Source organism: Streptococcus sp. HMSC076C09 (assembly GCF_001837905.1).
GTDB lineage: Bacteria > Bacillota > Bacilli > Lactobacillales > Streptococcaceae > Streptococcus > Streptococcus parasanguinis_I.
Map to the genome: position 1 here is coordinate 113,140 of NZ_KV834646.1, position 25,652 is coordinate 138,791.

The following is a 25,652-nucleotide window of genomic DNA, read 5'->3' on the forward strand; positions in this document are numbered from 1 at the left end:
GTTTAACCTGAGCTAGTAGTGATCGGTCAAACCACTACAAATAGTATCCCCATCAACAATCCTTTCTATCCATGAACTTTTGGATATAGGATATCCTCCCAAGATTTGCTTCCATGAGTTAGATAAGTTGACTATCCTCAATCCTTGTCTGCTTCATTTTCTTTTACGAGATCGTTTTGTGAATCTTTTTCAGAGAGTTTTTGATCGATATACTTGTCAATGTTTTCGTAAAATTCCTTGGTCGTCTCACTATCTAATTTTGTCGAATTATGGACTTGATTGACTTTCAATTGAACAGATTGAATACCGTAAGAGTCTTGTTTTTGGCGAATGGTTTCTAATTCTTCTTCTGAAATCGGATCTCCAACAACTGTCAAGACCAATTCATTGCTACTTGACTTGTAGACTTGATTAATGATCGTATGATTAGAGAACTCTTTGCCTACAAACTGTTTAATCCCTTCTTTTCGTGCTTGATCCATCGTCAGAGTGACTGCTGAATAGCTGGCTGGAAGAACCAATAATACAATCAAGGATATCAGCCCAATTCTCATTTTAATGTTTAGCTCTTTAAATGAACTTAAAGGAGATTTTCTCATCATAATTCTTGTTCCAACAATATTGATTAGCATGATAAAGACACAGTTGATCAAGAAAAGATAGAGAGCCCCAAATAAAAATCGTACATTTCCATTAGTTAAACCATAGCCTGCAGTGCAGATAGGTGGCATCAGAGCTGTTGCAATGGCTACTCCTGGCACGATATTGTTTGCTTCTTTTTTTCTTGAACCAATGACACCTGCTATCCCACCCGCAATAGCAATGAGAACATCCCAAATGGTTGGAGAGGTTCGTGCAATCAATTCGCTACTTGCATAAGATAAGGGAGAAATCCAGAAATATAGAGTCGAGACAAGCAAACTGACCAATACTTGAGTAAATAAAACCCCTAGAGATTGCTTGATTAAACGCGTATCAAAAATAGCTAAACCAAACCCCAGTCCAATAATCGGTGTCATAAGAGGGGAAATCAGCATGGCTCCAATAATGACAGCTGTTGAATTCATATTTAGACCTATAGAGGCAATAAAAATCGAACACATCAAAATCACTGTATCTCTTAATCGAACATGAAGGTCATCATATAGTTTCTCGCGGAATTCACGTGTTGAATAGTTTCCGGACATTGGTTACTCCTTTTATTTCATATAATCTTGTTTCTGCATGGATGATGGTAGAGAGACGTATGTCCAATTTGACATATTCTTAATTTTCATTTGTAATTCTTTTGAACATTATCTTTTAAATATCTATCAATCCATCCTTGATATTATATCAAAAAATTTACAGTCTTTCTCTGAAGAAATCAATTAATTTAAAAGATAGAGAAAGGAAGAAATTTTAGATTCCTTATTCAAAGAAGAAAGATCGGTATCTCCTCTGAAAGTAGATACCGTTTTAATGTTTAAACATGATGAGTTTGTAGCAGAAATCCTAGCTGATGTCGCCAACAAATCACGTGTTGAGAAATAATGAAAAAATAAAAAGATTGAGGATAAAACAATCTAAAAAACCTTCCTTAGGTGAGTAAGAACGTCAGCGAACTTCTATGAAGTTCCAAAACTCCCGAGTGAGAGTGGGACAGAAATCGGTAATTCGTTAGAATTCGATTTCGTCGTCCCACCTCCGCACAGTTGAGTAGGGCTGTAAAAGCTGATGAAATCAGCGTAGTAGAGCCCACTCAACCACTGCGTCTTGCTCGACAATCCAAAGAAAATTAAGAGGCTATGATTTCTGTCCCACTCTCATTTTTCTCACGACGGAAAGTTTTTAATAAATGATTCATTCATTCTAGCAAGTAGGAAATTAACTTTTTTTAGAATCACTCAAGTGATTTTATCTTTTACCTATCATTCGTTTTTTCTGAGACTGAGATTTTAACTTCTCGGCCTTTTTTACCCTTTCTTATTGGAAAGTCCAGCAATTGAGGCTCCACATTTCTTCATAAGTTTGATATAATAAGAAGATAGAGATTGATTAGGAAAAGAAGCATTAGAAACAGGTATGTAAGATGAAAAAAATATTAGTAGTTGATGATGAAAAACCAATTTCAGATATTATAAAATTTAACATGGCAAAAGAGGGTTATGAAGTCTTAACAGCCTTTGATGGTCGGGAAGCTTTAGAGGTCTTTGCGGCTGAAAATCCGGATATTATTATTCTAGATTTGATGTTGCCAGAGATTGATGGCTTGGAAGTAGCGCGGACGATTCGTAAGACTAGCAATGTGCCGATCATTGTCCTATCTGCTAAGGATACGGAATTTGATAAGGTCATCGGGCTTGAAATCGGGGCGGATGACTATGTAACCAAACCCTTCTCGAATCGGGAATTGCAAGCGCGTGTGAAAGCCTTGTTGCGTCGTTCTGAGTTTGCGGCTGATCCTCAGCTTGAAAATGAGGCCGATACGGAAATTGTCATTGGTGATCTTCACATTCTTCCAGATGCCTTCTTGGTTCAAAAAGGCAACAAAGAATTGGACTTGACCCATCGCGAATTTGAATTGCTCTATCACCTTGCGACCCATGTCGGTCAAGTGATGACTCGTGAGCACCTTCTTGAGACGGTGTGGGGCTATGATTACTTTGGTGATGTTCGGACAGTAGACGTGACGGTTCGTCGGTTGCGTGAAAAAATCGAGGACACACCGGGACGTCCAGAATATATCTTGACCCGCCGTGGTGTCGGATATTATATGAGAAACAATGATTGATCAACTAAAACAATTTGTCATGTCGTCGAACTTTGTCTTTGTTCTGATTACGGTTGGGTTTATCATTGTGGTAGCCTTGCTTCTCCTAGAAAACCGTAGGGACAATATCAAGCTCCGACAACTAAACGCCAAAATTAAAGATCTGATTGCTGGGGATTACTCTGAAGTGGTCGACATGCAAGGAAGCCCAGAGCTGACCGATATGACCAACAGTATCAATGATCTATCTGAGGTCATTCGTCTGACGCATGAAAACCTAGAGCAGGAAACCAAGCGGCTGACTAGTATTCTAGCCTATATGACAGATGGAGTGCTTGCGACCAACAGACGGGGTCAGATCATCATGGTCAATGAAATGGCAGCCAAGCAATTGAATGTCAATCCGGACGAGGTTCTCAATACCAGTATTTTAGATTTGCTTTCGCTTGGAGACGACTATGATCTGCGAAGCTTGATTACTGAAGTACCAGAGTTAACCATCGATTCCCAGGATGAAAATGGGGAGTACTTAAGCCTTCGTGTGCGCTTTGCCTTGATTCGTCGCGAATCAGGTTTTATCTCTGGTCTGGTAGCTGTCTTGCACGATACGACAGAGCAGGACAAGGAAGAACGGGAACGTCGCCTCTTTGTCTCCAATGTGAGTCATGAACTGCGAACACCTTTGACCAGTGTGAAATCCTATCTGGAAGCTCTAGATGATGGCGCTTTGTCAGAGCCAGTGGCACCAGATTTTGTCAAGGTTTCACTGAATGAAACCAACCGCATGATGCGTATGGTCACAGATCTTTTGAGCTTGTCACGAATCGATAATGAAACTAGTCAGTTGGACATCGAGTTGACCAACTTTACGGCCTTTATTACCTTTATTTTAAACCGGTTTGATAAGATCAAGAGTCAATCGCAAGAAGATACCAAGAAGTATGAACTGATCCGTGAATATCCAATCACCCCGATTTGGGTTGAAATTGATACGGATAAAATGACCCAGGTAATCGACAATATCTTGAACAATGCCATCAAATACTCACCCGATGGTGGGAAAATCAAGGTAGGGATGAAAACAACAGATGCCCAGTTGATTATCTCTATCTCAGATGAGGGCTTGGGAATTCCCAAGAAAGACTTGCCACGCATTTTTGATCGCTTTTACCGAGTGGATAAGGCGCGTAGCCGGGCCCAAGGTGGGACTGGTCTGGGCTTAGCCATTGCTAAGGAGATCATTAAGCAGCACAAAGGCTTTATTTGGGCCAAGAGTGAATATGGTAAGGGATCTACCTTTACCATTGTCTTGCCGTACGACAAAGATGCGATTAAAGACGACTGGGATACAGAAGAGGAAGAATAAGGAGTCAATGACAGAAGAGGGATTTAAGTACAGTATTTTAGCTTCAGGTTCTAGTGGAAATTCTTTCTACCTTGAGACACCAAAGAAAAAACTGCTCATTGATGCAGGTCTATCAGGGAAAAAGATTACAGGACTATTGGCTGAAATTGATCGCAAACCAGAAGATTTAGATGCCATTCTGATTACGCACGAACACTCAGACCATATTCATGGTGTGGGTGTTTTAGCGCGGAAATATGGGATGGATCTATATGCTAATGAAGCCACTTGGAAGGCTATGGAAGGCACCAAGTATCTAGGAAAGGTCGATGATGCTCAAAAGCATATCTTTGAAATGGGCAAGACCAAGACTTTCGGAGATATTGATATTGAGAGCTTTGGCGTTAGTCACGATGCTGCAGCCCCTCAATTTTATCGCTTGATGAAGGATGGGAAGAGCTTTGTCATGCTGACGGATACGGGCTATGTGAGCGATCGCTTAGCAGGAATCGTCGCGGATGCGGATGGCTATCTAATTGAGTCCAACCATGATGTAGAAATTCTTCGAGCAGGTTCGTATGCTTGGCGTTTGAAGCAACGGATCTTATCTGATCTGGGCCACCTTTCTAATGAAGATGGTGCAGATGCCATGATCCGGACCTTGGGAAATCGCACCAAGAAGATTTATCTGGGGCATTTGTCAAAAGAGAACAATATCAAAGAATTGGCCCATATGACCATGGAGAACCAACTGGCTCGAGCAGATCTAGCTGTCGGTCATGATTTTGAGGTGCTGGATACATCACCAGACACTGCAACTCCATTGACGAAGATATAAGATAGAAAACCACCTGCGGGTGGTTTTTTATATGTCTATTTGAGGAAATCTATATCTAGTAATGAATTTGCTCTTTAGCCAAAATTCGTGTATGATAGGAGTACTTTATCTCAAGAATAAATTAATGGAGAAATGTTAATTGTGAAAACATATATCGGTTATTTGGATTCGAAATGGATTTATTTTGATGAAGAAAACGAAGTATTTCAATATAATGATCAAAAAAATACTTCCAATTGGATAATGGTTGCTGCTCCACTTGCAGTCTTTCTTTTAAAAGGAATTGCAAGTGTCTTAAATTCAGCCTTTGGGGGATTACCGTATACGATCAATTTCGGTATCGCAATGATTGGAACTCTGATAGTTTTCGGAATGTTGATGATAGCGAAGGCGAGAAAAAAAGATCTGAGAACTGGTTGGAAAACAGTTATTTTGAAGGAAAAAGAGCGCAAAACACTTAGAGCAAAGGTGCTTGCAATTTTTATTATGAAGATTCTTTTTGTTTTTTTAGGGATTTTTTTCTTGGTTACTTTTATCAGAGAAACTGATTTTTTGTGTCTGATGATCTACCTTCTTGCTTTTGCTTGTGTGATGCATTTTCATCGGGAAATTAAGACCAGAAAGATTCTTAAACTATTGAAGCGTCAAACGGGATCATCCGGACAATAATTCCATCAAAATATGTAATACTGCAATAGACTGAAAACATTGCATCTTTGCTAAGTGATTTAATGGTAGATAATATGGGTCAAGAAATTTTGGGTGGTCAATGATTTATAAAATCCTTTGATTAATTGACATGTAAAGAATAGTATGGAACCAATCGGAATGGTAGTTAGATATTATTCAATCACTAGAAAGGAAAAATAGAAATGAAAAAGTTGATGAGATCCAAATTAGTCCAAGTTTTATTTCTTGTAATTGCTATCACAGGAGGTGTTCTTGCATATAGCGCTTATCGTAAGCATAAACTGACTCAGTTTGTCATGTGGAGCCCGAGAGCAAAAATTATTGATTATGAATTTATTGCTAATCATAAAGCGGTAGCAATTAGCTGGGATAACGAAGCTGAATTAAAGGAAGCGAAAGAGGCTAAGAAATATGATCCTCGTATTGACATCAGAAATAATAGAGTTGAGATGCATGGTGAACGTTTTATTATTCGGCAGAGTTACAAATTGAAGTCGGCAGCATATAAGTACTGGTTAAGTGAAAAGGATAAAGTTCCTTATTTAAAGAGTAATATCCCTGAAAAAGGAGAATACTGGTTATTAGATGTTTACGATACAAAAGACAATACGATTAAACAAAAAACTTATGATGTGTTTAAGATGGTGAGGGAATATAATAAAAATTATGTTCCAATTAATGTTGCGGATTCCCCAAAATTGTTACAATCTGAAGAAGGAAAAACTTATTTGCCTATAAAGATGGCAGTGAATAGTAAATCAAACTCAAAAACTTTTATTGGTATCATAGATATAGAAACGGGGAAAATTATTTCTAAAACATCATCTGGAAAAACAGGTAAGGACTTTTATGATGTAAATCAAAAAGCATGGCAAAATAAAGAAGGTCTTGAGGATTTACTCAATAAATATGACAGACTTTCAAACCAACATTTTAATTTTGTATGGTCAGCGTTTTGGTTTACTAAAAAAGTTCAAACAGATTCTTTAGCAAGCAAGTATCCAAAAGTATATGATATATTGAGTAAAGATTCGCTATCTGAATTGTATTTCCTTGGAAAAGAAGACGTTCGTTTTAAAATCTCTTTTTTGAAATTGGTTGTTCCCAAAGATACCAATATCTTTAAGAACCTAACTATTCCTTCAACTAGTTCGAAAGATGGAAAAGAACATATCTTTCAAAGTGAAGAAGAGTTTTTAGAGTACTACCAATCAAATTTGGGGGAGAAATAAATGTCAACTAAAATGCTACTGTTTTGGCTCTCAACTCTAGTTATCTTTTTAGCCTTAGTTTTTTTGAGTGGTACTTATTTTTATCTTTATTTCCGTGATAAAAAGATGGTTCGGCTTGCTACATCATCCATCAAAGGAACTATTGTGGGCTATAATCGCTTTAGAGGGGGAAATCCTCCGATTGTGGAATACAAGGTAAATGGCGTTGCTTATAAAAAATCCTTTCGTTATTTCTTCATTAGGACGGTTTCAACCCCATGGGGACCTAAACAGGCATCCTACTTTCACACAAGAGAAGAGATGCTAGCCAATTCGATTACCTTTTATCGAAATTCATTTGTTTCTTTTAATACAGCTCTTCAGACCCAATTTCCACTATGTTCTTCGATGACGGTTTGGTATGATCCTGAAAAACCAAGTAGAGCTTACGTGGAGCGTTATTGCGGTGTGAATCGCTATTATAAATGGGCTGGAATCCTTTATGGGATCTTGCTCCTTCTAGTCTATGCTGTTGTGTTAGTAGCTTTTTCTAAAAATTGAGAAAGGATTAGTAAAAGTTAGTAAGTCAACTATGAAATGGCTTTTAACAAAAAAATCATACAAAGGAGAAGTAAATGCGCCTTGTTTATCTTACGATTGGTTTTGTGTCTTTGGGATTAGGAATTATTGGGATTCCTTTACCGATTTTACCGACGACCCCATTTTTACTGCTGTCTATGGCCTGCTTTGCTAAAAGTTCCAAACGCTTTGAAAAGTGGCTCTACCAAACCAAGCTTTATCAAACCTATGTAGCGGATTACCGAGAGACCAAATCGATTGCCAAAGAACGGAAGAAATGGATCCTTCTTCAGATCTACATTCTGATGGGGATTTCGATCTATCTGGCTCCGATTATTTGGGTGAAGCTTGCTTTAGGTGCTTTGACGATTTTTATCACCTATTATCTCTTAAAAGTGATTCCCAATAAGTCCGAAAATCAAACAGAAGAAGATCCTGATTAAAATTGGAGAATTCAGGCCCTAGAACTAGGAAAAGAAGTGCGTTCGTGCTTCTTTTTTGGTATACTTAAGAGTATGAATTTATTAGAAAGTAGGCTTCCCATGGAGAAATTACAAGCCCTGTTATCGGAACGGTTTCAGATCGTTTTTTCAGATAGCAGTTTATTAGATACAGCTTTTACGCACACCTCTTATGCCAATGAGCACCGCCTCTTAAAAATTTCACATAACGAACGTTTGGAATTTTTAGGAGACGCTGTTCTTCAATTAGTTATTTCCGAATATTTGTATAAGGAACACCCAAACAGACCGGAGGGAGATTTGTCCAAATTCCGTTCTATGATTGTCCGTGAAGAAAGTCTGGCTGGTTTTTCTCGAGATTGCCACTTTGACCATTTCATCAAACTGGGCAAGGGCGAAGAAAAATCTGGTGGTCGGGACCGCGATACGATTCTTGGCGATTTATTTGAAGCTTTTTTAGGTGCTCTTTTACTGGATCAAGGAGTGGAAGCAGTCAAACGCTTCATCTACCAGGTCATGATTCCAAAGGTTGAAACGGGTCAATTTTCTCAAGTCATTGACTACAAGACCCGCCTGCAAGAACTGTTACAGGTTCACGGAGATGTGGAGATCCAATACCAAGTGGTTAGCGAGTCCGGTCCAGCTCATGCGAAAGAGTTTGAAGTAGAAGTATTCGTGAACGGTCAAACGATGGGACATGGTCATGGTCGTTCCAAGAAGTTAGCGGAGCAGGAAGCAGCCCGCAATGCAGTTGAAACGAGGAATGATGGGCCATGTATCTAAAAGAGATTGAAATCCAAGGCTTTAAATCCTTTGCGGATAAGACAAAAGTCGTATTTGACAAAGGGGTCACTGCCGTTGTAGGGCCTAATGGATCTGGAAAATCAAATATCACGGAGAGCTTGCGCTGGGCCCTGGGGGAATCTAGTGTCAAGAGTTTACGTGGGGGCAAGATGCCCGATGTCATTTTTGCAGGGACAGAATCGCGAAAACCGCTGAATTATGCCTGTGTCACAGTTGTCTTAGATAACCAAGATGGTTTTATCCAACAGGCAGGGAAAGAAATTCGTGTCGAACGGCATATTTATCGTTCAGGAGACAGCGAGTACAAGATCGACGGCAAGAAAGTACGTCTCAGAGATGTGCATGATCTGTTCATGGATACGGGATTGGGACGTGATTCCTTCTCTATTATCTCCCAAGGACGGGTAGAGGAGATCTTCAACTCCAAACCGGAAGAACGCCGGGCTATCTTTGAAGAAGCTGCTGGTGTCTTGAAATTTAAGACGCGGCGTAAGGAAACCGAGACCAAACTCAACCAAACCCAGGAGAATTTGGACCGTCTGGAGGATATCCTCTATGAATTAGAAGGACAAATCCAACCTCTTGAAAAGCAAGCGACTGTCGCTCGCCGTTTCTTGGAATTAGACCAAGAACGGCAGGTTCTCTTGCTGGATGTTTTAGTTGCTCAAGTCGATTTGACAAAGGACCTTTATGAAAAGGCTGATCAAGAAGAAAAGGCCATTCAAGAACAGTTGGCTTCTTATTACCAACGTCGTCAGGTCTTAGAAGAAGATAATGTACGTATCAAGAAAGCCCGCCATCAGTTGGATGAGAGTTTAGCTGAGGACCAGGCCAGCTTACTTGAGGTCACTCGTTTGATCAGTGATTTGGAAAAGCAAATCGAAGTAGCTAAGTTGCAATCGAGTCAAGCAGCCCATAGTCGTAGGGAAAATCTTGAGCGTCTGGATGCTATTTTGGCCCGTCTGGAAGAAGCGAAAAATGAGCTGGCTCAAAAACAAGAGACGCTAGCTGTGCTTCAACAAAGACTGACAGAGAACCGTCAGCAACAAGAAGAGTTGGAAAAAGAATTAGCCAACTACGAAGAAGATCCGGAACAAGTCATTGAGCATCTACGAGAGCAGTATGTCGCGCTTTTGCAGATGGAGGCTGAAAAATCGAATGAGCGAACAGCCATTGAGAGTCGGATCCAAGCACTCCTGCAAGAATCTAGCCATCGTCAAGAGGATTTGACCAAGGCACAAACAAACTTTGAAACTGCCAAGGAAAAAGAAGTCCGACAATTGGAAGAATTGGATCAGGCACAAGCGACGGTCAAAGGTTTACTAGTAGAATATCAAGAGCAATTGGTAAAAGTGGAGCAGGCCAAAGCTGCCTACCAAGAGGCTCAAGCTGCCATGTTTGACTTGATGGATGAGAGCAAAAACAAACGGGCGCGGATCAATAGCTTGGAAGCCATTCAGAAGAACCATAGTAACTTCTATGCAGGCGTCAAGAGCGTCTTACAAGAAGCAGAACGTCTAGGAGGCATCTGTGGGGCTGTTAGTGAGAATTTGAGCTTCTCAAAAGACTACCAGACAGCGCTTGAAATTGCTCTGGGAGCTAGCAGCCAACAGATCATTGTCGAGGATGAAAAGGCTGCAACGCGAGCGATCGATTTCTTGAAACGCAATCGCTTGGGACGGGCAACTTTCCTTCCACTAACGACCATCAAAGCTCGTCAACTATCCCCTCGGAATCTGGAATTGATTCAAGCCAGTGCAGGATTTTTAGGAATTGCGAGTGACTTAGTGACCTATGAGCATCGTTTTGAACAGATTTTCCAAAACCTGCTTGGCGTAACGGCCATCTTTGATACGACGGAGCATGCGCGTGAGGCGGCCCGTAAAGTCAACTATCAAGTTCGGATGGTGACCTTGGATGGTACTGAATTGCGGACCGGAGGATCATATGCCGGTGGTGCCAACCGTTCCCAAAATACGGTCTTTGTCAAACCAGAATTAGATAGTTTGAAACAGGAAATGCAAGCTCTGGATGCTCGTTTGAGAGAAGCTGAGCAGGAGGTAGAGACCAAGGACAATCTGCTCAAGCAGGCGCAAGAATACCTGGCTTCCATTCAAAGCCAAGGTGAGCAAGCGCGCCTGGAGCAACAGAGGGCCCAATTGGCTTACCAACAAAGCCAAGAACAACTGCAAGAAATTCAGGAACTCTTGGAAGCTTTGAAGTCAGAATTGGCAACAGATGCGACCCAAACTCTCCAAGAAGAGCTGGAGTCCCTTACTGAGCAATTGGCAGAAATTGAGCTTCATAAAGAAAACTTGAACCGCGACATTGAAACCATGAAGTCGGACAAAGATGTTCTGCAACAAAAGGTACAAAACCTGCAAGAGCAATTGGCAGAATTGCGACTCCAACAGACGGAATATAAGAGCCAACAAAGCTACGAACAAACAGATGCTCGTCGCTTGGAAGAAACGATCTCTCAGTTGGAAGTAGAAGAGCATCAGTTGCAATTACTGATTGAACAAGGCGATGCCCAAGTTCAGACAGTGGATGTGGAGCAGCTAGCCAATCAATTGGCACAGGCGCAAGCCAAGAAGACAGATTTGGAACAAGGAGTCATTCGGAAACGTTTTGAGCTGGATGATTTGGAAGGCCAGGCCGAAGATGTGGCAGAACAGATGGAACAAGCGCGCAAGAAAAACGAAGAGTGGATTCGTCAACAAGCCAAGGCTGAAGCGACACGTGAAAAGCATGCAGACCACTTGAACAAGCTCTTAACACAAATTATCGATGAATTCATGCAAAGCTTTGACCAAGCCAAAGAACAGGCCAAACCTGTTGAAAATCTTGCGGCAGCTGAAGACCAGCTCAAGAGCATCGAAAAAGACATTAAGGCACTTGGTCCAGTCAATGTGGATGCGATTGAGCAATACGATGAAGTGAAGGGACGCTTTGATTTCCTTTCTAGCCAGCGGGAGGATGTCTTGGCTGCGAAAAACATGCTTCTGTCGACCATCAACGACATGAATGACGAAGTCAAGGAACGCTTTAAATCAACCTTTGAAGCCATTCGTGAATCCTTTAAAGTCACTTTCCGTCAAATGTTTGGTGGGGGTTCTGCTGATTTGATTCTGACAGAGCAGGATCTTCTGACAGCTGGGGTTGAGATTTCTGTGCAGCCACCTGGTAAAAAGATCCAATCCTTAAACCTCATGAGTGGTGGAGAAAAAGCCTTGTCAGCCTTGGCTCTCTTGTTCTCGATCATTCGTGTCAAGACCATTCCATTTGTCATTCTGGATGAGGTAGAGGCTGCCCTGGATGAGGCCAATGTCAAGCGTTTTGGAGACTACCTCAACCGCTTTGATAAGGAAAGCCAATTTATTGTCGTGACGCACCGGAAGGGAACCATGTCAGCTGCAGATTCCATCTATGGAGTGACCATGCAGGAATCTGGGGTTTCTAAAATCGTCTCAGTAAAATTGAAAGACTTAGAAAATGAAGAATAATGATATCAAATTAATCGCTACGGACATGGATGGAACCTTTTTAAATGACCAACATCAGTACGATCAAGACCTTTTACGCAAAGTGTTAGCAAGCTGCAAAGAAAAAGGCATCTATTTTGCTGCTGCAAGTGGCCGTGCCCTCCTTTCTCTCAAATCTCTCTTTAAAGGATTTGAGGACCAGATGATTTTCATTGCTGAAAATGGTAGTGTGGTAGAATTTCATGGAGAAGATCTCTACGAAGCGACCATGTCTAAAGACTTTTATTTGGGTGTTTTTGAGGTTTTGAAATCCTCTCCTTATGCAGACCCGAATAAACTGCTTTTGACTGGGAAAAAAGGGAGCTATGTATTAGAAACAGTAGATCCCGACTATCTGGCCTTGAGTCAGCACTACAATGAAAACATTCAAAAAGTGCAAAACCTAGCAGATATTCAGGATGAAATCTTCAAATTGACCACCAACTTTGATGCAGCTCTAGTACTTGAAGGTGAGCAATGGGTCACTGAGAACATCCCCGGTGTCAAAGCGATGACGACAGGTTTTGAATCGATTGATATTGTCCTCGATTATGTCGATAAGGGAGTGGCCATTACCGCCTTAGCGGATAAACTAGGGATCTCGATGGATCAGGTGATGGCTTTCGGGGATAACTTAAATGACCTCCATATGATGCAAGTCGTGGGTCATCCTGTAGCGCCAGAAAATGCACGTCCTGAAATCTTAGCGATTGCTGAAAAAGTCATCGGCCACCATGCGACTGGTTCTGTCCTACGCTACATGGAGGAAATTGTATGAGTCAGATTTCCTTGATTGCGCTGGATTTAGATGGGACCCTTCTCAATTCAGAAAAAAAGATCTCCCCTCGCAATAGAGCAGCCCTCGCTGCTGCACAGGCCCAAGGTGTCAAGGTGGTTCTAACCACTGGTCGGCCCCTGAAAGCCATGGATTTTCTTTTGGAAGAATTGGGAACAGAAAGCCTCAAAGAAGAGTATACGATTACCTTCAATGGTGGCTTAGTGCAGCGAAATAATGGAGAGATTCTCTCAAAGGTTGTCTTGGCACCAGAAGATGTCGCAACCATTCATGATGAAACAGCCCGTCTAGGCCTTCCGCTGGATGCTATCAGTGAGGGAACGGTTTATGAGATTCATGCAGATCGAAAGTCTCTCTATTCCCTTTACAATCCCTACCTGAACTTTATTGAAACTGATTTTAAAGACCTGCCATCCACGATTTCCTACAACAAGTGTGTGACAGCAGTCGATCAAGACTTTTTAGATGCAGCGATCAAGCAGATCAAGCCGGACTTATTTCAAGACTATGAAATTTTTAAATCTCGGGAAATGTTGCTGGAATGGTGCCCTAAAAATGTTCACAAGGCGACAGGTTTAGAGGCACTGGCAGCTATTTTGGGCCTTAAGGCAGATCAAGTCATGGCCTGTGGAGATGAAGCCAATGACCTGTCTATGATCCAGTGGGCTGGACTAGGGGTTGCCATGGGCAATGCGATTCCAGCAGTGAAGGAAGTTGCAGCGCTTGTGGCCCCTGTGACCAATGACCAAGATGCTGTCGCATGGGCGATTGAAAATTATGTGCTAAAGGAGAGTGAATAAATGGGATTATTTGATCGTTTATTTGGAAAAAAAGAAGAAACTGAAAAAGTGCTTCCGTCTTCGGAAGAAGTGACGGAAAGTACTGAGGTTGAAGAAACTGTCAAAGAGGAGCCGGCGGCTACCTTAAATGACAAGGAAGAGCAAAAAATCGCTGATATGGAGGCTTATTACCAAGAGCTCAAAGCGCGAATTGCAGCCACTCATCAACCTATTTCAACCGTTGCTCAAGAAGAGCCGGCAGAGGAACCTCTTGTTGAAGAAATAGTGACTTCAGAGACTCATGAAGACCAAGCAGCAGGAGAGGAGTCTCCGGTTGTCTTTGAATCCGCTCAAACAGAAACAAGTTCTGAAGAAGTTTCACCTGTAGCTGATGAAACGGAAACTGAGCCTCTTAAAGAAGCAGATGAGATTGATGTTATAAAACTGGAAGAAGAGTCACCATCACCGGACGCTGAGCCAGTAGAAGTGAGCACGACAGAAGAGAATATTCCAGAACCGGAAGCATCAGAAGCGATCGCTGAAGTAGAGGAAACTTCAGAAGTAGCGGAAGCCGAGTCTAGCTTTCCTGAAGGACAAGCTGCATCAGCTATGGAGGAAAGAACTGTTGAAGAGGCAGAGGGGCCAATTCAAGATGAGGTCGCACCTCAGCAAGAAACCATCCAGGAAAAATATGATCGTAGCTTGAAAAAGACACGGACTGGATTTGGCGCACGCCTCAATGCCTTCTTTGCAAACTTCCGTTCAGTCGATGAAGAATTCTTTGAAGAATTGGAAGAACTCTTGATCATGAGTGACGTTGGGGTTCAAGTGGCCTCTAATTTAACCGAAGAGTTGCGCTATGAAGCACGCTTGGAAAATGCCAAAAAACCAGATGCTCTCAAGCGCGTGATTATCGAAAAATTGGTAGACTTGTATGAAAAGGATGGCCAATTTAATGAAGCCATTCGTTTTCAAGATGGCCTCACGGTTATGCTCTTTGTCGGGGTCAATGGGGTTGGTAAAACAACCTCTATCGGGAAGTTAGCCCACCGATACAAACAAGAAGGCAAGAAAGTCATGTTGGTTGCAGCAGATACCTTCCGTGCAGGAGCAGTGGCTCAACTGGCAGAATGGGGGCGCCGAGTAGATGTTCCAGTTGTAACAGGTCCTGAAAAATCAGATCCTGCTAGTGTTGTCTTCGATGGAATGGAACGCGCGATGGCTGAAAATATCGATGTTCTGATGATTGATACGGCTGGTCGTCTGCAAAACAAGGACAACCTTATGGCGGAGCTTGAAAAAATCGGCCGGATTATCAAGCGGGTGGTACCTGATGCTCCGCACGAAACCTTGCTTGCGCTCGATGCTTCGACAGGTCAAAATGCCTTGGTGCAAGCCAAAGAGTTTTCAAAAATTACGCCTGTGACAGGGATTGTATTAACAAAGATTGATGGAACGGCTCGAGGTGGGGTTGTTCTTGCGATCCGTGAAGAATTGGACATCCCGGTGAAGTTGATTGGATTTGGAGAAAAGATCGATGACATCGGACCATTCCATTCAGAAAACTTCATGAGAGGTCTCTTGGAAGGCTTGATTTAAAGTCGAATAAAAAAGACAAATTGTTGGAAGGACAATTTGTCTTTTTTGTTTCCTTGCGCTATCAAAAAACCACCCGAAGGTGGCTTACTTTAATTCTTAGGTTCAGGTTTCCAAACCCACTCTGCTCCGTAGTCTGCAAGGAGATCATCGGATGCAGTTGGTCCCATGGATCCTGACTTGTACTCATAGAGCGGTGCTCCATTTTCAGCCCATAGTTTTTCGATCCGGTCAATCAATTGCCATGAAGCGCGGACTTCGTGCCAGTGGCTGTAATTGGTTGAGTCATTGTTTAACACGTCGAAAATTAATTTTTCATACGGCTCTGGGGATGCTCCAGTTGCGGTCGCATCTGTCTCGTAGTCAAAGGAAATCGGTGCGATACTGAACTTTTCACCGACCTCTTTTCCGTTGATACTCAATGAGAAACCTTCATTTGGTTGGATATAAATGGTCAAGACATTTGGTTGCAAGCTATGTCCAAAGATGGAATCGGTTTGCTTGAAGACCACATTGACCATGGTTCCTTTTTGCGTCAAGCGTTTTCCGGTACGGAAGAAGAAAGGCACACCGCGGAAGCGATCGCTATCAACAAAGAACGTACCAGAAGCATAGGTCTCCGTAGTAGATTCAGGGTCGACATTGGGCTCACTGCGATAAGAGATATCTTTTTTCCCTTCGATCGTACCTGAATGGTATTGACCACGGATAAAGAATTTCTTCAATTCGTCATCTGTTGGATTGTGCAATTGCTCAAATACTTTTACTTTTTCAGCCCGAATCGCATCCTTGGTAAAGGTAGCTGGTTTATCCATGGCAAGCAAAGACAAAAGCTGAAGGGTATGGTTTTGCACCATATCACGAAGGGCCCCCGAGTGATCATAGTAGCCACCGCGTTCTTCAACTCCTAAGCGTTCAGCAAAGGTAATTTGGATATTGTCAATAAAATTTCGGTTCCAGAGATTATCAAAAATAAGATTTCCAAAACGAATGGCAAAGATATTTTGGATCATTTCTTTTCCAAGGTAATGGTCGATCCGGAAGATTTGTTCTTCATCAAAGGTTTCTTCCAATTCCTTGTTGAGCTGACTAGCCGTTTCTAGGTCAGTACCGAAAGGTTTTTCAACGATCAAGCGCTCAAAGCCTTGCCCATCCACAATGCCTTCTGATTTGAGGTGTTTGGCAATGGTTCCAAAAAATTGAGGAGCCATGGACAAGAAGAAGACCTTGTTGTGTTCCGTTTGGTATTTCTCATCCAAGCTGTTTTGTAATTCGCGCAGAGCGATGTAATGTTCGGTATCATTGACATCGTGGCTTTGGTAGTAGAAATGGCTAGCGAATTCTTGAGCTTGTTGAGGGCTATCGGCCAGATCTGTGATGGATTCTACCACGACTGATTCAAAGTATTCCTTGCTCCATGGTCTGCGGGCTGTTCCGATAACTGCAAAGTGTTCAGATAGATTTCCTGATTTATAGAGTCTAAAAAGGGATGGATAGAGTTTGCGCTTAGCTAAATCTCCACTGGCCCCGAAAATGGTTACAATAACTTTTGAAGACATTTAAGTACCTATTTCCTATTTTATTAACCATATTTTACCATAAAATCTACAAGATTTCTTTGATGGAATCGTTGTTCCGAATATTTTCCGCTTGGATTAGAGGATTTGAGAGGAAAGCATAGAAAAAGCTAGAACCAATGTGGATTCTAGCTTGAACAGTTATAAGATGTTTGGATCTACAACGGAAGCTCCATCAGAATACGCGGTAGACATATGGATTGGCCGGTTTCGTAATGGTCTGGCAATCGCTAATGTGGAGGACAGGCAAGCTTTGCTTGAGTTGCTTGTGGTATTCAATGGACAAGGTTCCTTTCGCATGGATCCAGGTATTGTTTTCGAAATGCTGGGGAGCACCGGTTGTTAAGAGACCGTAGACGCCGGAATCTGCGATACAGTGAATGATCCCAAAGCGAAAGATAAATTGGCTGTCCTTGTTATTGGGATCATTGTAAACAAAGCCGGTCAGCTCGATCGTCTTTCCTGCAAATTGGTCAGGATAATCATAAAGTACTTCCATGACTTCCATGTAATTCTCAGTGGTCACCTGGATCACTTTTTTATCAACATATTTCTTTGCCGCCTGCTTCATTTCTGACTCATAGGCTGACTTGGTAAAATAGCTACTAGTATCTGGTTTGAGATACTGGGTTGTTGTCCCTTCGTCCTGCTGGATTTCCTTGGAAGATCCAGCCGCAACCGGGAAGTGGTAGCCTTTGGCAGAAACTGTTTGGGAATCCAGTGTCACTGTAGGGAAAAATAGCCCGACAAACAAAGGAATACAGAGCAAGAAAATACTCGCCACTTTTGCCCAGAAGCCAGAAAGATGACTGTGGATCTTCATCTGCTTGACCCAGATGATCAGCTGCACAAGAGCTAAAACAAAGGACAAGAACATGGAAATATAAGCCAAGTAAGAATAGTGTAAGTTGATGTATTGATTGAGCTTACCAGATAATTGCAGGTACATGGTGAGCTCAAAATAGCCAGCTAATATCAAGAAACGAATCATAGCACCACCCCCACAAACCAAGCATAAAGGAGCACAACTCCACTAACAATTCCGATAAATTGCCAGATAAAACGGGTCTTGAGATAATTTTTCATCATGAGGAGATTTTTGACATCAAGCATAGGCCCAATCACCAAAAAGGCAAGAACCGGCGCTACTCCAAAACTCGTCAGAAGAGAGGATCCAACAAAGGCGTCCGCCTCGCTACAAAGTGAGAGGAGAAAGGACAAGAGCATGAGAAGGAGAATAGCAATAACTGGTGTCGCGCTGATCGAAGTGAGGATCCGTGTTGGGACATAGACTTGGACGAGGCTGGCAAAGAGGCAACCAAATACCAGGTAACGTCCCGTATCAAAGAATTCATCAATGGCTTGTACCAAGACTTGGAAGAGCTTTTGACCTTTGCTCAAGTCCCTAAAATCATGTTCATGTACAGCCTTACGATGTTCTTTTTGGATCGAATCTGTCTGAATAAAACCAAGAAAGATCCCTAGCACCGTTGCGACCAATAAGGAACCAAGGGCGCGGTAGAGGGCCATCTTGACAGAATTCCCAAAGGCTGAGTAGGTCGCAAAGAGAACGATAGGATTGATGACCGGTGCTGTCACCAAAAAGGGAACAGCAGTATAACTTGGAACTTTCTTTTCTAGAAAGCGATTGATAATGGGAACAATCCCACATTCACAGGAAGGAAAGATAAAGCCGATAAAGGTCCCAAAGAAGATCCGCCCAAATTTATTCTTGGGAAGAAAGCGGTAGACCCTCTCGGGGGTGATATAGACCTCAATAATCCCTGAAATGATACTTCCGATTAGGACAAACGGTAGGGCCTCGATAATAATCGAGAGAAAAATAGCCCCAGCCTGCAAGACGCTAGAGGGAAGGTGTTGAAAGAATGTCATTACTTAGCCTTCTTTGCTTCTTTAGTGGTAGCAGTTTCTGCCTTCTTTTTTTCTTCGGGGAATTCGACTGTTTTTTCTACATCTGGAAAACTTGCAAAGTTTTCAAACATTTTATCAAGATCATCTGTTTTTGAGAATTTAATAGCCATTGTTGGGCCTCCTTTTTATTTTCTTTCATTATAACAAAAAGGAAAGAGCAAGGGGGAAATGGAGCATAAAAGGAAAGAACCATAGGGTCAAAATTATTCTCTGAAAAATCCCTGAAACAGAGACCAGAACAGGCGCTCTCACCCTTGATGGCAGCAAAATATGCTATAATAGAGGCTATGGATAAATATGAAAAAATAGCCCAAAAATTGGGTGTTAGCTTAAAACAAATCGATACCGTATTGAGTCTGACCGCAGAAGGCTCAACTATTCCTTTCATTGCCCGCTATCGAAAAGATATGACGGGAAATTTAGATGAAGTAGCGATCAAGGCCATTATTGACCGGGACAAATCGTTAACGGCTCTGACTGAACGAAAGGAAACTGTCCTTGCTAAGATTGAGGAACAAGGCAAACTGACAGAGGCGCTCAAGCAGGCTATTGAGGCTGCTGAAAAATTAGCGGATGTCGAAGAGCTTTATCTCCCATATAAGGAAAAACGGCGGACCAAGGCGACGATTGCCCGAGAAGCAGGACTTTTCCCCTTGGCACGCCTCATTTTGCAAAATAGTCCAGACTTGGAAGCAGAGGCTCAGAAATTTACCTGTGAGGCCTTCCCAACTGAAACAGCGGCTTTAGCTGGTGCAGTGGATATTCTGGTAGAAGCTATTTCAGAGGATACCCAATTACGGGCCCTCACTTATCAAGAAATTCATGGGCATTCCCTCATGACGTCAACCTTGAAGGATGAAAGCTTAGATCCTAAGAGAACATTTGAAATCTACTATGATTTTTCTGAGAAGATTAAGAATATGCAAGGCTACCGGACTCTAGCTCTCAATCGTGGGGAAAAATTGGGCGTTCTTAAAGTAGGATTCGAGCACCATTTGGATCGGATCATTCGTATTTTTGAGGCTCGTTTTAAAACTAAAAATGCCTATGTCGATGAAGTTATTCAACAAGCGGTTAAGAAAAAAATCGTTCCTGCGATTGAACGTCGGATTCGGACAGAGTTGACGGAGGTGGCAGAAGACGGAGCCATTCAATTGTTCTCTGAGAATCTACGGAATCTATTGCTCATTCCTCCATTAAAAGGGCGCGTGGTCCTTGGATTTGACCCAGCCTTTCGGACCGGTGCTAAACTAGCCGTTGTCGATGAGACAGGAAAGATGCTTGCCACCCAGGTCATCTATCCAGTTGCTCCTGCAAAACCAGCTCAGATCGAGCAGGCTAAAAAGGATCTATCCTCCTTGATCAAAGAGTTCGGAATAGAAATTATTGCGATTGGAAATGGAACCGCCAGCCGTGAAAGTGAGGCCTTTGTCGCAGAGGTGCTTCATGACCATCCAGGAGTTCGCTATGTTATTGTCAATGAAAGCGGAGCCTCTGTCTATTCAGCTAGTGAGTTGGCCCGTCATGAGTTCCCAGAGCTAACCGTTGAAAAACGCTCGGCCATCTCCATTGCCCGTCGCTTGCAAGATCCGCTAGCAGAATTGGTGAAAATCGATGCCAAATCCATCGGTGTCGGTCAATACCAACACGATGTCAATCAGAAAAAACTGACAGAAAGCTTGGATTTCGTGGTAGATACTGTCGTCAACCAAGTTGGGGTCAATATCAATACGGCTAGTCCCTCTCTCTTAGCCCATGTAGCAGGACTCAATAAAACCATCTCTGAAAATATTGTGAAATACCGGGAAGAAGAAGGAATGATTCTTTCACGAGCACAGATTAAAAAAGTCCCTCGTCTCGGCGCCAAGGCTTTCGAGCAAGCGGCTGGATTCTTACGCATTCCTGAAAGTAAAAATATCTTGGATAATACCGGCGTTCACCCTGAAAGTTACAAGGAAGTTGAAAAACTTTTTCAACTTCTTGAAATTACCGACCTCGATGCATCAGCTAAGGAAAAATTAAAAGCTGTGAACATAAAGGAGATGTCTACTCAGCTGGATCTGGGACCAGAAACCCTGAAAGATATCATTGCGGATCTTCTAAAACCAGGTCGCGATTTGCGGGATTCCTTTGATGCACCCGTGCTCCGTCAGGATGTCTTGGATATTAAAGACCTGCATATTGGCCAAAAATTAGAAGGGGTTGTGCGCAATGTGGTTGACTTTGGAGCCTTTGTCGATATTGGCATTCACGAAGATGGCTTGATTCATATCTCCCATATGAGTAAGCAGTTTATTAAGCATCCAAGCCAGGTCGTCTCAGTAGGTGATTTGGTAACCGTTTGGGTGAAGAAGATTGATGTGGAACGCGAAAAAGTCAATCTCAGTTTGGTAGCTCCGAATGAATCTGACTGAGTATGTACGCCAAGTATCCCTAGAAGATTTTGGGAGAGAATTCCGTCATCGAGCAGAGTGGAATTCACGTCTTCAAACCACTGGAGGTCGTTTCTTTCCCAAGGATCGACACCTTGATTTCAATCCGAAAATATACCAAGTTTTCGGGGTAGAGGTCTTTCGCAAAATCGTACGCCACGAGCTCTGCCATTACCATCTTTACGATCAAGGTAAAGGCTATCGCCACAAAGATCTAGACTTTAAACAACTCCTCCAGCAAGTGGACGGTCTTCGTTTCACACCTCCTCTACCAGATAGAACTGGGCGAGTCAAGCGGATCTATCTCTATCAATGTCCCCATTGTGGCCAAGAGTATAGACGAAAGCGAAAAATCGATCTGAAGAAATATGCCTGCGGTCGCTGTCGCAGTCGCCTGCAATTTCTTGAAATGAGACAAGTGTAAGAATCAGTCTTTAGGCGGATCTCTTTCCAGTTCGACTCTGCTAAAATAGGTCTAACTAGAAAGAGGAAAATCAAATGACATCATCATTTTACAAATTAAAACGACATCGCCTGGTTTCAGGTGTGCTAGCTGGCTTAGCTGATAAATTTGGTCTGAGTGTAACTCTCCTACGCTTCTTGTTTATTCTTTTTACGGTTTCTCATGCCTTTATCGGTGTGATTATCTATTTACTGTTAGATACGACCTTGCCTTATAAGGACGAGGAGGAGCAGAAAATGTTTGACTATGGCCCTCGACCTCGTCGAAGAAAAGAGGCCGAACCCATCCATGATCAGAATGATAGTCCATTTTTCTAAAAGGAGATTTGAGTGAAGCAGAAGTTCTATTCCCTTGCTTTTATTCTATATCTCTTCTTCAGTTTTATAGGACAGTTTTTCATTTTAAATCGTTTTTTTGGTGAAGGAGTTGGAACAGTTTTGATCGGAATGCTCCTTTTTCCACTGGGCATTTGGAATAGTCTCTTCTACCTCTTGTTTCTGCCAACAGAAATGGCTAGAAAGCCACAAATTTATCGGTTTTCGATTTTATTTCTGCCGGTTTTGTATCTGGTTTTCTCCTTGTTGGGGGGAGGACCTGCCGTCTTTATGCTCGGATTGATCGCATTCCCTTCAAATGCGGTGGTCTATGCGGTCTCTACCGGAATCAAATCCATGATTACAGATTACTTGCATGGTGAAGGCTAGATCATTCTTCATATGTTCCCATCATTTCCTAGAGGTTGGAGACCTTTGTCTTCGCCTCTTTTTGCTTGCCTTAAAAAGGAGTTGAAAATGGATCTTTCAAATGACACTTCAGGCTCTCGTCTGAAGAGAAAATCTGCTATAATAGAGAGAGAATTTGAAAAGGGAGAATGATATGGCAGTTACTGTTCGCGATATACAGGAAAAGCTTCGTCTATCGGTTGTTTATGGGGATGATAAACTCCTAAGCAAGGAAATTACGACTGCGGACATTTCACGTCCAGGTCTTGAAATGACGGGCTATTTCGACTATTACACACCTGAGCGGATTCAGCTTGTAGGAATGAAAGAATGGTCCTACTTGGTGAAGATGAGCTCTCACAACCGTCATCAGGTCCTGCGCAAGATGTTCCAGCCAGAGACACCTGTCATCATTGTTGCGCGGAATTTAGAAATTCCAGAAGAAATGTTGCGAGCTGCTGAAGAGAAGCAACTAGCCATTTTGAAGAGCAATGTTGCAACCAGTCGTTTATCTGGAGAGCTTTCTAGCTATTTGGATAGTCGGCTAGCAGAACGTACGAGTGTACACGGTGTTCTGATGGATATTTATGGGATGGGTGTCTTGATCCAAGGAGATAGCGGAATCGGAAAAAGCGAGACAGGTCTGGAACTTGTCAAGCGGGGGCACCGCCTCGTAGCAGATGACCGAGTCGATATCTATGCGAGAGATGAGATGACTCTTTGGGGAGAGCCAGCTGAAATCCTACGCCACTTACTAGAGATCCGTGGTGTAGGGATTATCGATGTCATGAGTCTCTACGGAGCCAGTGCTGTCAAGGATTCTTCACAAGTCCAAATCGCTGTTTACTTGGAAAATTATGCTAAGGATCAGGTCTATGATCGTCTTGGTAATAATGCAGAAGAGTTGGAAATCGGTGGCGTGACCATTCCTCGGATTCGCATCCCTGTGAAGACTGGTCGGAACATTTCGGTCGTGATCGAAGCAGCAGCTATGAATGTTCGGGCTAAAGAAATGGGCTATGATGCCACCAAAACCTTTGAAGAACGTTTGTCCCAGTTGATTAGTCAAAATGAGGTGAAGGAATGAATCCAGTAGCCCTTCAATTAGGTCCGATCAGTATTCGTTGGTACGCAATTTGTATTGTCTCTGGCTTGATTCTAGCCGTTTATCTTTCTATGAAAGAAGCGCCCCGTAAGAAAATTAATCCAGATGATATCATTGATTTCATTTTGATTGCCTTTCCGCTTGCGATTGTGGGGGCCAGACTCTATTACGTTATTTTCGAATGGGGTTACTATAGCCAGCACCTGGGTGAGATATTCGCTATCTGGAACGGAGGAATCGCGATTTATGGTGGCCTCTTGACAGGTGCCCTTGTCCTCTATCTATTCTCTCGTAGACGCTTGATTGAGCCAATTGATTTCTTAGATATTGCGGCCCCAAGCGTCATGATTGCACAGAGTATTGGTCGCTGGGGAAACTTCTTTAACCAGGAAGCTTATGGAACTGCTGTTAAAAGTCTCAACTACCTACCCTCTTTTATTAGAGATCAAATGTATATAGACGGCAGTTATCGTCAGCCAACGTTCTTATATGAATCCATTTGGAATCTGCTAGGATTTCTTTTGATCTTGATTCTTCGTAGGAAGCCACAATTTTTGAGGCAAGGTGAGATCACAGCCTTTTACCTTATCTGGTATGGTTTTGGTCGGATGATCATCGAAGGAATGCGGACGGATAGCTTGATGTTTGCGGGCTTACGTGTTTCCCAGTGGTTGTCGATGATCCTGATTCTCGTTGGATTCGCCATCATCATCTACCAACGTCGCAAAAAAGCCCCTTATTATGTAGAAACAAAGGAGTAATATATGTTTATTGAAATTGCATACGGCCTCTTAGGCCTTGCCTTAGTAGCGCTTGTCATTTATATGATTTTTTTCCTCTCAAAGATTGGAAAAGTTGTAGATGAGACGCAAAAAACGATCCAAGTTTTGACATCAGATGTCAATGTCACCTTGCATCAGACCAATGATCTATTGGCAAAAGTCAATGTTTTAACGGATGATTTGAATCAAAAAGTTGCAACGATTGACCCACTCTTTACAGCCGTGGCGGATCTTTCAGAGTCTGTTTCAGATTTGAATGATCAAGCCCGTCAATTGAGTGTCAAAGCGGTGTCAGCTGGTGAAAAAACAGTGAAAGCCTCTATCGGATTAAAAGCGATTAAGATGGCTTCAAAATTATTTAAATAGAATCGAGGAAGAATATGGGACGTTTATCTAGTTTATTAATTGGTGTGATTTCAGGTGCTTCAGCAGCCTACTATTTATCAACAGAGCAAGGAAAGAAAGTCACTAAAAAAGTGGTGCGCTTCGTAAAAGATTATCAAGAAGATCCTCAAGAAGTACATGAATCGGTGAAACAAACTGCTAAGGATGTTTCAAAACAAGCAGCAGAAGTGATCCAACAAACCAAAGAAAAAGTTGGTTCTGGAGAAATTACGACAGGAACTGTTTTGGAATCTGTCAAAGAAAAGACGCAAGATGTGGTTGAAAAATCTCAAGAAGTCTATCACTCATTTAAGGATAAACTTCAAAAAGAAAATCTAAGGGGCAATGACTTGGTTCAATCCATTCGCAAACAAACAGAATCAGAAGACATCGTGTTAGAGTTGGATGAAAAAGATTCTGAAGAAGCAGCTGAAGAAGAAACAAAAGAAGTATAAAAAAATGAGGCTCACTGAGCCTCATTTTTTTTGGAAGGTAAGATGGAAATTGGCAGTTAAGTTTTGTCTTCCAACTGTTATTTCAATTAATAAAATTCGAGTAAATAAAAAAATCAGGCAAACCTGATTTTTATTTTTTTCGTTTATTGTAGTAAATTCGGAACCCTTGAATACTAGCAAAGCTAGAACCAATCGCTAAAGCAAACGCAAAGAAGGTATTCATTTTCGTTGCTAAAAAGACAAAACTAAATACAACCGTCAACACACAGAAAATAGCAATATTTAAAAAATATAGCAATTCACTTAATTGAGGTGCGGGTTCAACTTCAGGAGCATAGTCCTGAATAGGGGTTTCTTGGGTTTGTTTGGTTAATTCGATATAATCGAATTCTTCATCATAGTGTCTTAAATTTCTTACGGGCATT

General features: G+C 42.1%; 25 protein-coding genes. 19 read left to right on the forward strand and 6 right to left on the reverse strand.

Annotation, left to right across the window (positions count from 1 at the left end):
• Positions 1-137: 137 nt before the first annotated feature.
• Positions 138-1,187 carry a DUF389 domain-containing protein gene (locus HMPREF2704_RS06185; protein ID WP_070845994.1) on the reverse strand — a complete coding sequence of 350 codons (1,050 nt, stop codon included), beginning with the start codon at positions 1,185-1,187 and terminating at the stop codon, positions 138-140.
• Between the two features lie 884 nt (positions 1,188-2,071).
• Here HMPREF2704_RS06185 and yycF point away from each other — a divergent pair.
• The 12 genes from yycF to ftsY all read left to right on the forward strand — a co-directional run bounded on the left by yycF (position 2,072) and on the right by ftsY (position 15,378).
• A complete protein-coding gene (yycF, locus tag HMPREF2704_RS06190; RefSeq protein WP_003008151.1) occupies positions 2,072-2,773 on the forward strand; it encodes a response regulator YycF in 702 nt (233 codons plus the stop codon).
• The gene (gene vicK, locus HMPREF2704_RS06195; RefSeq protein ID WP_049475138.1) at positions 2,766-4,118 is read left to right on the forward strand and encodes a cell wall metabolism sensor histidine kinase VicK; all 1,353 of its coding nucleotides are present in this window, start codon (positions 2,766-2,768) and stop codon (positions 4,116-4,118) included. The genes yycF and vicK overlap by 8 nt, the downstream gene beginning before the upstream one ends.
• A gap of 7 nt (positions 4,119-4,125) precedes the next feature.
• Complete coding sequence (locus HMPREF2704_RS06200; RefSeq protein WP_049475139.1) at positions 4,126-4,935, forward strand: MBL fold metallo-hydrolase; 810 nt, start codon at positions 4,126-4,128, stop codon at positions 4,933-4,935.
• A gap of 132 nt (positions 4,936-5,067) precedes the next feature.
• Positions 5,068-5,604 carry a hypothetical protein gene (locus tag HMPREF2704_RS06205; protein ID WP_049475140.1) on the forward strand — a complete coding sequence of 179 codons (537 nt, stop codon included), beginning with the start codon at positions 5,068-5,070 and terminating at the stop codon, positions 5,602-5,604.
• 203 nt (positions 5,605-5,807) lie between these two features.
• Positions 5,808-6,857 carry a hypothetical protein gene (locus tag HMPREF2704_RS06210; RefSeq protein WP_256318017.1) on the forward strand — a complete coding sequence of 350 codons (1,050 nt, stop codon included), beginning with the start codon at positions 5,808-5,810 and terminating at the stop codon, positions 6,855-6,857.
• Complete coding sequence (locus HMPREF2704_RS06215; protein ID WP_049475141.1) at positions 6,858-7,397, forward strand: hypothetical protein; 540 nt, start codon at positions 6,858-6,860, stop codon at positions 7,395-7,397.
• 74 nt (positions 7,398-7,471) lie between these two features.
• Complete coding sequence (locus HMPREF2704_RS06220; RefSeq protein ID WP_049475142.1) at positions 7,472-7,858, forward strand: YbaN family protein; 387 nt, start codon at positions 7,472-7,474, stop codon at positions 7,856-7,858.
• A 99-nt stretch (positions 7,859-7,957) separates the two neighbouring features.
• Positions 7,958-8,659, forward strand: coding sequence for a ribonuclease III (gene rnc / locus HMPREF2704_RS06225; protein WP_049475143.1), 702 nt, complete (start codon positions 7,958-7,960; stop codon positions 8,657-8,659).
• A complete protein-coding gene (smc, locus tag HMPREF2704_RS06230) occupies positions 8,650-12,186 on the forward strand; it encodes a chromosome segregation protein SMC (RefSeq protein ID WP_070845996.1) in 3,537 nt (1,178 codons plus the stop codon). Before rnc ends, smc begins: the two co-directional genes overlap by 10 nt.
• Entirely contained in the window at positions 12,176-12,982 is an 807-nt protein-coding gene (locus HMPREF2704_RS06235) for a Cof-type HAD-IIB family hydrolase (protein WP_070845998.1), read from the forward strand. Before smc ends, HMPREF2704_RS06235 begins: the two co-directional genes overlap by 11 nt.
• Positions 12,979-13,800, forward strand: a complete 822-nt coding sequence (locus HMPREF2704_RS06240) for a Cof-type HAD-IIB family hydrolase (protein WP_070846000.1) — start codon at positions 12,979-12,981, stop codon at positions 13,798-13,800. The genes HMPREF2704_RS06235 and HMPREF2704_RS06240 overlap by 4 nt, the downstream gene beginning before the upstream one ends.
• Positions 13,801-15,378, forward strand: a complete 1,578-nt coding sequence (ftsY, locus tag HMPREF2704_RS06245; RefSeq protein ID WP_070846002.1) for a signal recognition particle-docking protein FtsY — start codon at positions 13,801-13,803, stop codon at positions 15,376-15,378. It begins immediately after the preceding gene.
• Between the two features lie 89 nt (positions 15,379-15,467).
• Here the strand turns inward: ftsY and zwf are convergent, their stop codons facing one another.
• The 4 genes from zwf to HMPREF2704_RS11405 form a co-directional block, all read right to left on the reverse strand.
• Entirely contained in the window at positions 15,468-16,934 is a 1,467-nt protein-coding gene (zwf, locus tag HMPREF2704_RS06250; RefSeq protein ID WP_070846004.1) for a glucose-6-phosphate dehydrogenase, read from the reverse strand.
• Positions 16,935-17,127: 193 nt separating this feature from the next.
• Positions 17,128-17,943, reverse strand: coding sequence for a TIGR03943 family putative permease subunit (locus HMPREF2704_RS06255; protein ID WP_070466311.1), 816 nt, complete (start codon positions 17,941-17,943; stop codon positions 17,128-17,130).
• Positions 17,940-18,845: a permease gene (locus tag HMPREF2704_RS06260; RefSeq protein WP_070846006.1), complete on the reverse strand. Its 906-nt coding sequence runs from the start codon at positions 18,843-18,845 to the stop codon at positions 17,940-17,942. The genes HMPREF2704_RS06255 and HMPREF2704_RS06260 overlap by 4 nt, the downstream gene beginning before the upstream one ends.
• Positions 18,845-18,994: an SPJ_0845 family protein gene (locus HMPREF2704_RS11405; protein WP_173018898.1), complete on the reverse strand. Its 150-nt coding sequence runs from the start codon at positions 18,992-18,994 to the stop codon at positions 18,845-18,847. Before HMPREF2704_RS11405 ends, HMPREF2704_RS06260 begins: the two co-directional genes overlap by 1 nt.
• 147 nt (positions 18,995-19,141) lie before the next feature.
• Here HMPREF2704_RS11405 and HMPREF2704_RS06265 point away from each other — a divergent pair, with 147 nt between their 5' ends.
• From HMPREF2704_RS06265 to HMPREF2704_RS06305, 7 genes are all read left to right on the forward strand, one after another.
• Positions 19,142-21,298 carry a Tex family protein gene (locus HMPREF2704_RS06265; protein ID WP_371106651.1) on the forward strand — a complete coding sequence of 719 codons (2,157 nt, stop codon included), beginning with the start codon at positions 19,142-19,144 and terminating at the stop codon, positions 21,296-21,298.
• Positions 21,285-21,740: a SprT family protein gene (locus HMPREF2704_RS06270; protein ID WP_070846010.1), complete on the forward strand. Its 456-nt coding sequence runs from the start codon at positions 21,285-21,287 to the stop codon at positions 21,738-21,740. Before HMPREF2704_RS06265 ends, HMPREF2704_RS06270 begins: the two co-directional genes overlap by 14 nt.
• Before the next feature lie 74 nt (positions 21,741-21,814).
• On the forward strand, positions 21,815-22,096 hold the full coding sequence (locus HMPREF2704_RS06275; protein WP_070466307.1) for a PspC domain-containing protein: 282 nt from the start codon (positions 21,815-21,817) through the stop codon (positions 22,094-22,096).
• Positions 22,097-22,655: 559 nt separating this feature from the next.
• Positions 22,656-23,588 (forward strand): HPr(Ser) kinase/phosphatase, encoded by a 933-nt coding sequence (gene hprK / locus HMPREF2704_RS06290; RefSeq protein WP_049497393.1) that lies wholly within the window; start codon positions 22,656-22,658, stop codon positions 23,586-23,588.
• Entirely contained in the window at positions 23,585-24,367 is a 783-nt protein-coding gene (lgt, locus tag HMPREF2704_RS06295; protein WP_070506652.1) for a prolipoprotein diacylglyceryl transferase, read from the forward strand. Before hprK ends, lgt begins: the two co-directional genes overlap by 4 nt.
• 3 nt (positions 24,368-24,370) lie before the next feature.
• Positions 24,371-24,754, forward strand: a complete 384-nt coding sequence (locus tag HMPREF2704_RS06300) for a DUF948 domain-containing protein (protein WP_003008109.1) — start codon at positions 24,371-24,373, stop codon at positions 24,752-24,754.
• A 14-nt stretch (positions 24,755-24,768) separates the two neighbouring features.
• Positions 24,769-25,227 (forward strand): YtxH domain-containing protein, encoded by a 459-nt coding sequence (locus tag HMPREF2704_RS06305; protein ID WP_070846012.1) that lies wholly within the window; start codon positions 24,769-24,771, stop codon positions 25,225-25,227.
• 130 nt (positions 25,228-25,357) lie between these two features.
• Here the strand turns inward: HMPREF2704_RS06305 and HMPREF2704_RS06310 are convergent, their stop codons facing one another.
• On the reverse strand, positions 25,358-25,651 hold the full coding sequence (locus HMPREF2704_RS06310) for a DUF3270 family protein (RefSeq protein WP_003015629.1): 294 nt from the start codon (positions 25,649-25,651) through the stop codon (positions 25,358-25,360).
• Between the last annotated feature and the right edge of the window lies 1 nt (position 25,652).

What these genes read in the sequence shown, in the direction of transcription:
- HMPREF2704_RS06185 (WP_070845994.1), bottom strand. Translation starts at nt 1,187, where the DNA reads ATGTCCGGAAACTATTCAACACGTGAATTCCGCGAGAAACTATATGAT.
- yycF (WP_003008151.1), top strand. Translation starts at nt 2,072, where the DNA reads ATGAAAAAAATATTAGTAGTTGATGATGAAAAACCAATTTCAGATATT.
- vicK (WP_049475138.1), top strand. Translation starts at nt 2,766, where the DNA reads ATGATTGATCAACTAAAACAATTTGTCATGTCGTCGAACTTTGTCTTT.
- HMPREF2704_RS06200 (WP_049475139.1), top strand. Translation starts at nt 4,126, where the DNA reads ATGACAGAAGAGGGATTTAAGTACAGTATTTTAGCTTCAGGTTCTAGT.
- HMPREF2704_RS06205 (WP_049475140.1), top strand. Translation starts at nt 5,068, where the DNA reads ATGTTAATTGTGAAAACATATATCGGTTATTTGGATTCGAAATGGATT.
- HMPREF2704_RS06210 (WP_256318017.1), top strand. Translation starts at nt 5,808, where the DNA reads ATGAAAAAGTTGATGAGATCCAAATTAGTCCAAGTTTTATTTCTTGTA.
- HMPREF2704_RS06215 (WP_049475141.1), top strand. Translation starts at nt 6,858, where the DNA reads ATGTCAACTAAAATGCTACTGTTTTGGCTCTCAACTCTAGTTATCTTT.
- HMPREF2704_RS06220 (WP_049475142.1), top strand. Translation starts at nt 7,472, where the DNA reads ATGCGCCTTGTTTATCTTACGATTGGTTTTGTGTCTTTGGGATTAGGA.
- rnc (WP_049475143.1), top strand. Translation starts at nt 7,958, where the DNA reads ATGGAGAAATTACAAGCCCTGTTATCGGAACGGTTTCAGATCGTTTTT.
- smc (WP_070845996.1), top strand. Translation starts at nt 8,650, where the DNA reads ATGTATCTAAAAGAGATTGAAATCCAAGGCTTTAAATCCTTTGCGGAT.
- HMPREF2704_RS06235 (WP_070845998.1), top strand. Translation starts at nt 12,176, where the DNA reads ATGAAGAATAATGATATCAAATTAATCGCTACGGACATGGATGGAACC.
- HMPREF2704_RS06240 (WP_070846000.1), top strand. Translation starts at nt 12,979, where the DNA reads ATGAGTCAGATTTCCTTGATTGCGCTGGATTTAGATGGGACCCTTCTC.
- ftsY (WP_070846002.1), top strand. Translation starts at nt 13,801, where the DNA reads ATGGGATTATTTGATCGTTTATTTGGAAAAAAAGAAGAAACTGAAAAA.
- zwf (WP_070846004.1), bottom strand. Translation starts at nt 16,934, where the DNA reads ATGTCTTCAAAAGTTATTGTAACCATTTTCGGGGCCAGTGGAGATTTA.
- HMPREF2704_RS06255 (WP_070466311.1), bottom strand. Translation starts at nt 17,943, where the DNA reads ATGATTCGTTTCTTGATATTAGCTGGCTATTTTGAGCTCACCATGTAC.
- HMPREF2704_RS06260 (WP_070846006.1), bottom strand. Translation starts at nt 18,845, where the DNA reads ATGACATTCTTTCAACACCTTCCCTCTAGCGTCTTGCAGGCTGGGGCT.
- HMPREF2704_RS11405 (WP_173018898.1), bottom strand. Translation starts at nt 18,994, where the DNA reads ATGGCTATTAAATTCTCAAAAACAGATGATCTTGATAAAATGTTTGAA.
- HMPREF2704_RS06265 (WP_371106651.1), top strand. Translation starts at nt 19,142, where the DNA reads ATGGCAGCAAAATATGCTATAATAGAGGCTATGGATAAATATGAAAAA.
- HMPREF2704_RS06270 (WP_070846010.1), top strand. Translation starts at nt 21,285, where the DNA reads ATGAATCTGACTGAGTATGTACGCCAAGTATCCCTAGAAGATTTTGGG.
- HMPREF2704_RS06275 (WP_070466307.1), top strand. Translation starts at nt 21,815, where the DNA reads ATGACATCATCATTTTACAAATTAAAACGACATCGCCTGGTTTCAGGT.
- hprK (WP_049497393.1), top strand. Translation starts at nt 22,656, where the DNA reads ATGGCAGTTACTGTTCGCGATATACAGGAAAAGCTTCGTCTATCGGTT.
- lgt (WP_070506652.1), top strand. Translation starts at nt 23,585, where the DNA reads ATGAATCCAGTAGCCCTTCAATTAGGTCCGATCAGTATTCGTTGGTAC.
- HMPREF2704_RS06300 (WP_003008109.1), top strand. Translation starts at nt 24,371, where the DNA reads ATGTTTATTGAAATTGCATACGGCCTCTTAGGCCTTGCCTTAGTAGCG.
- HMPREF2704_RS06305 (WP_070846012.1), top strand. Translation starts at nt 24,769, where the DNA reads ATGGGACGTTTATCTAGTTTATTAATTGGTGTGATTTCAGGTGCTTCA.
- HMPREF2704_RS06310 (WP_003015629.1), bottom strand. Translation starts at nt 25,651, where the DNA reads ATGCCCGTAAGAAATTTAAGACACTATGATGAAGAATTCGATTATATC.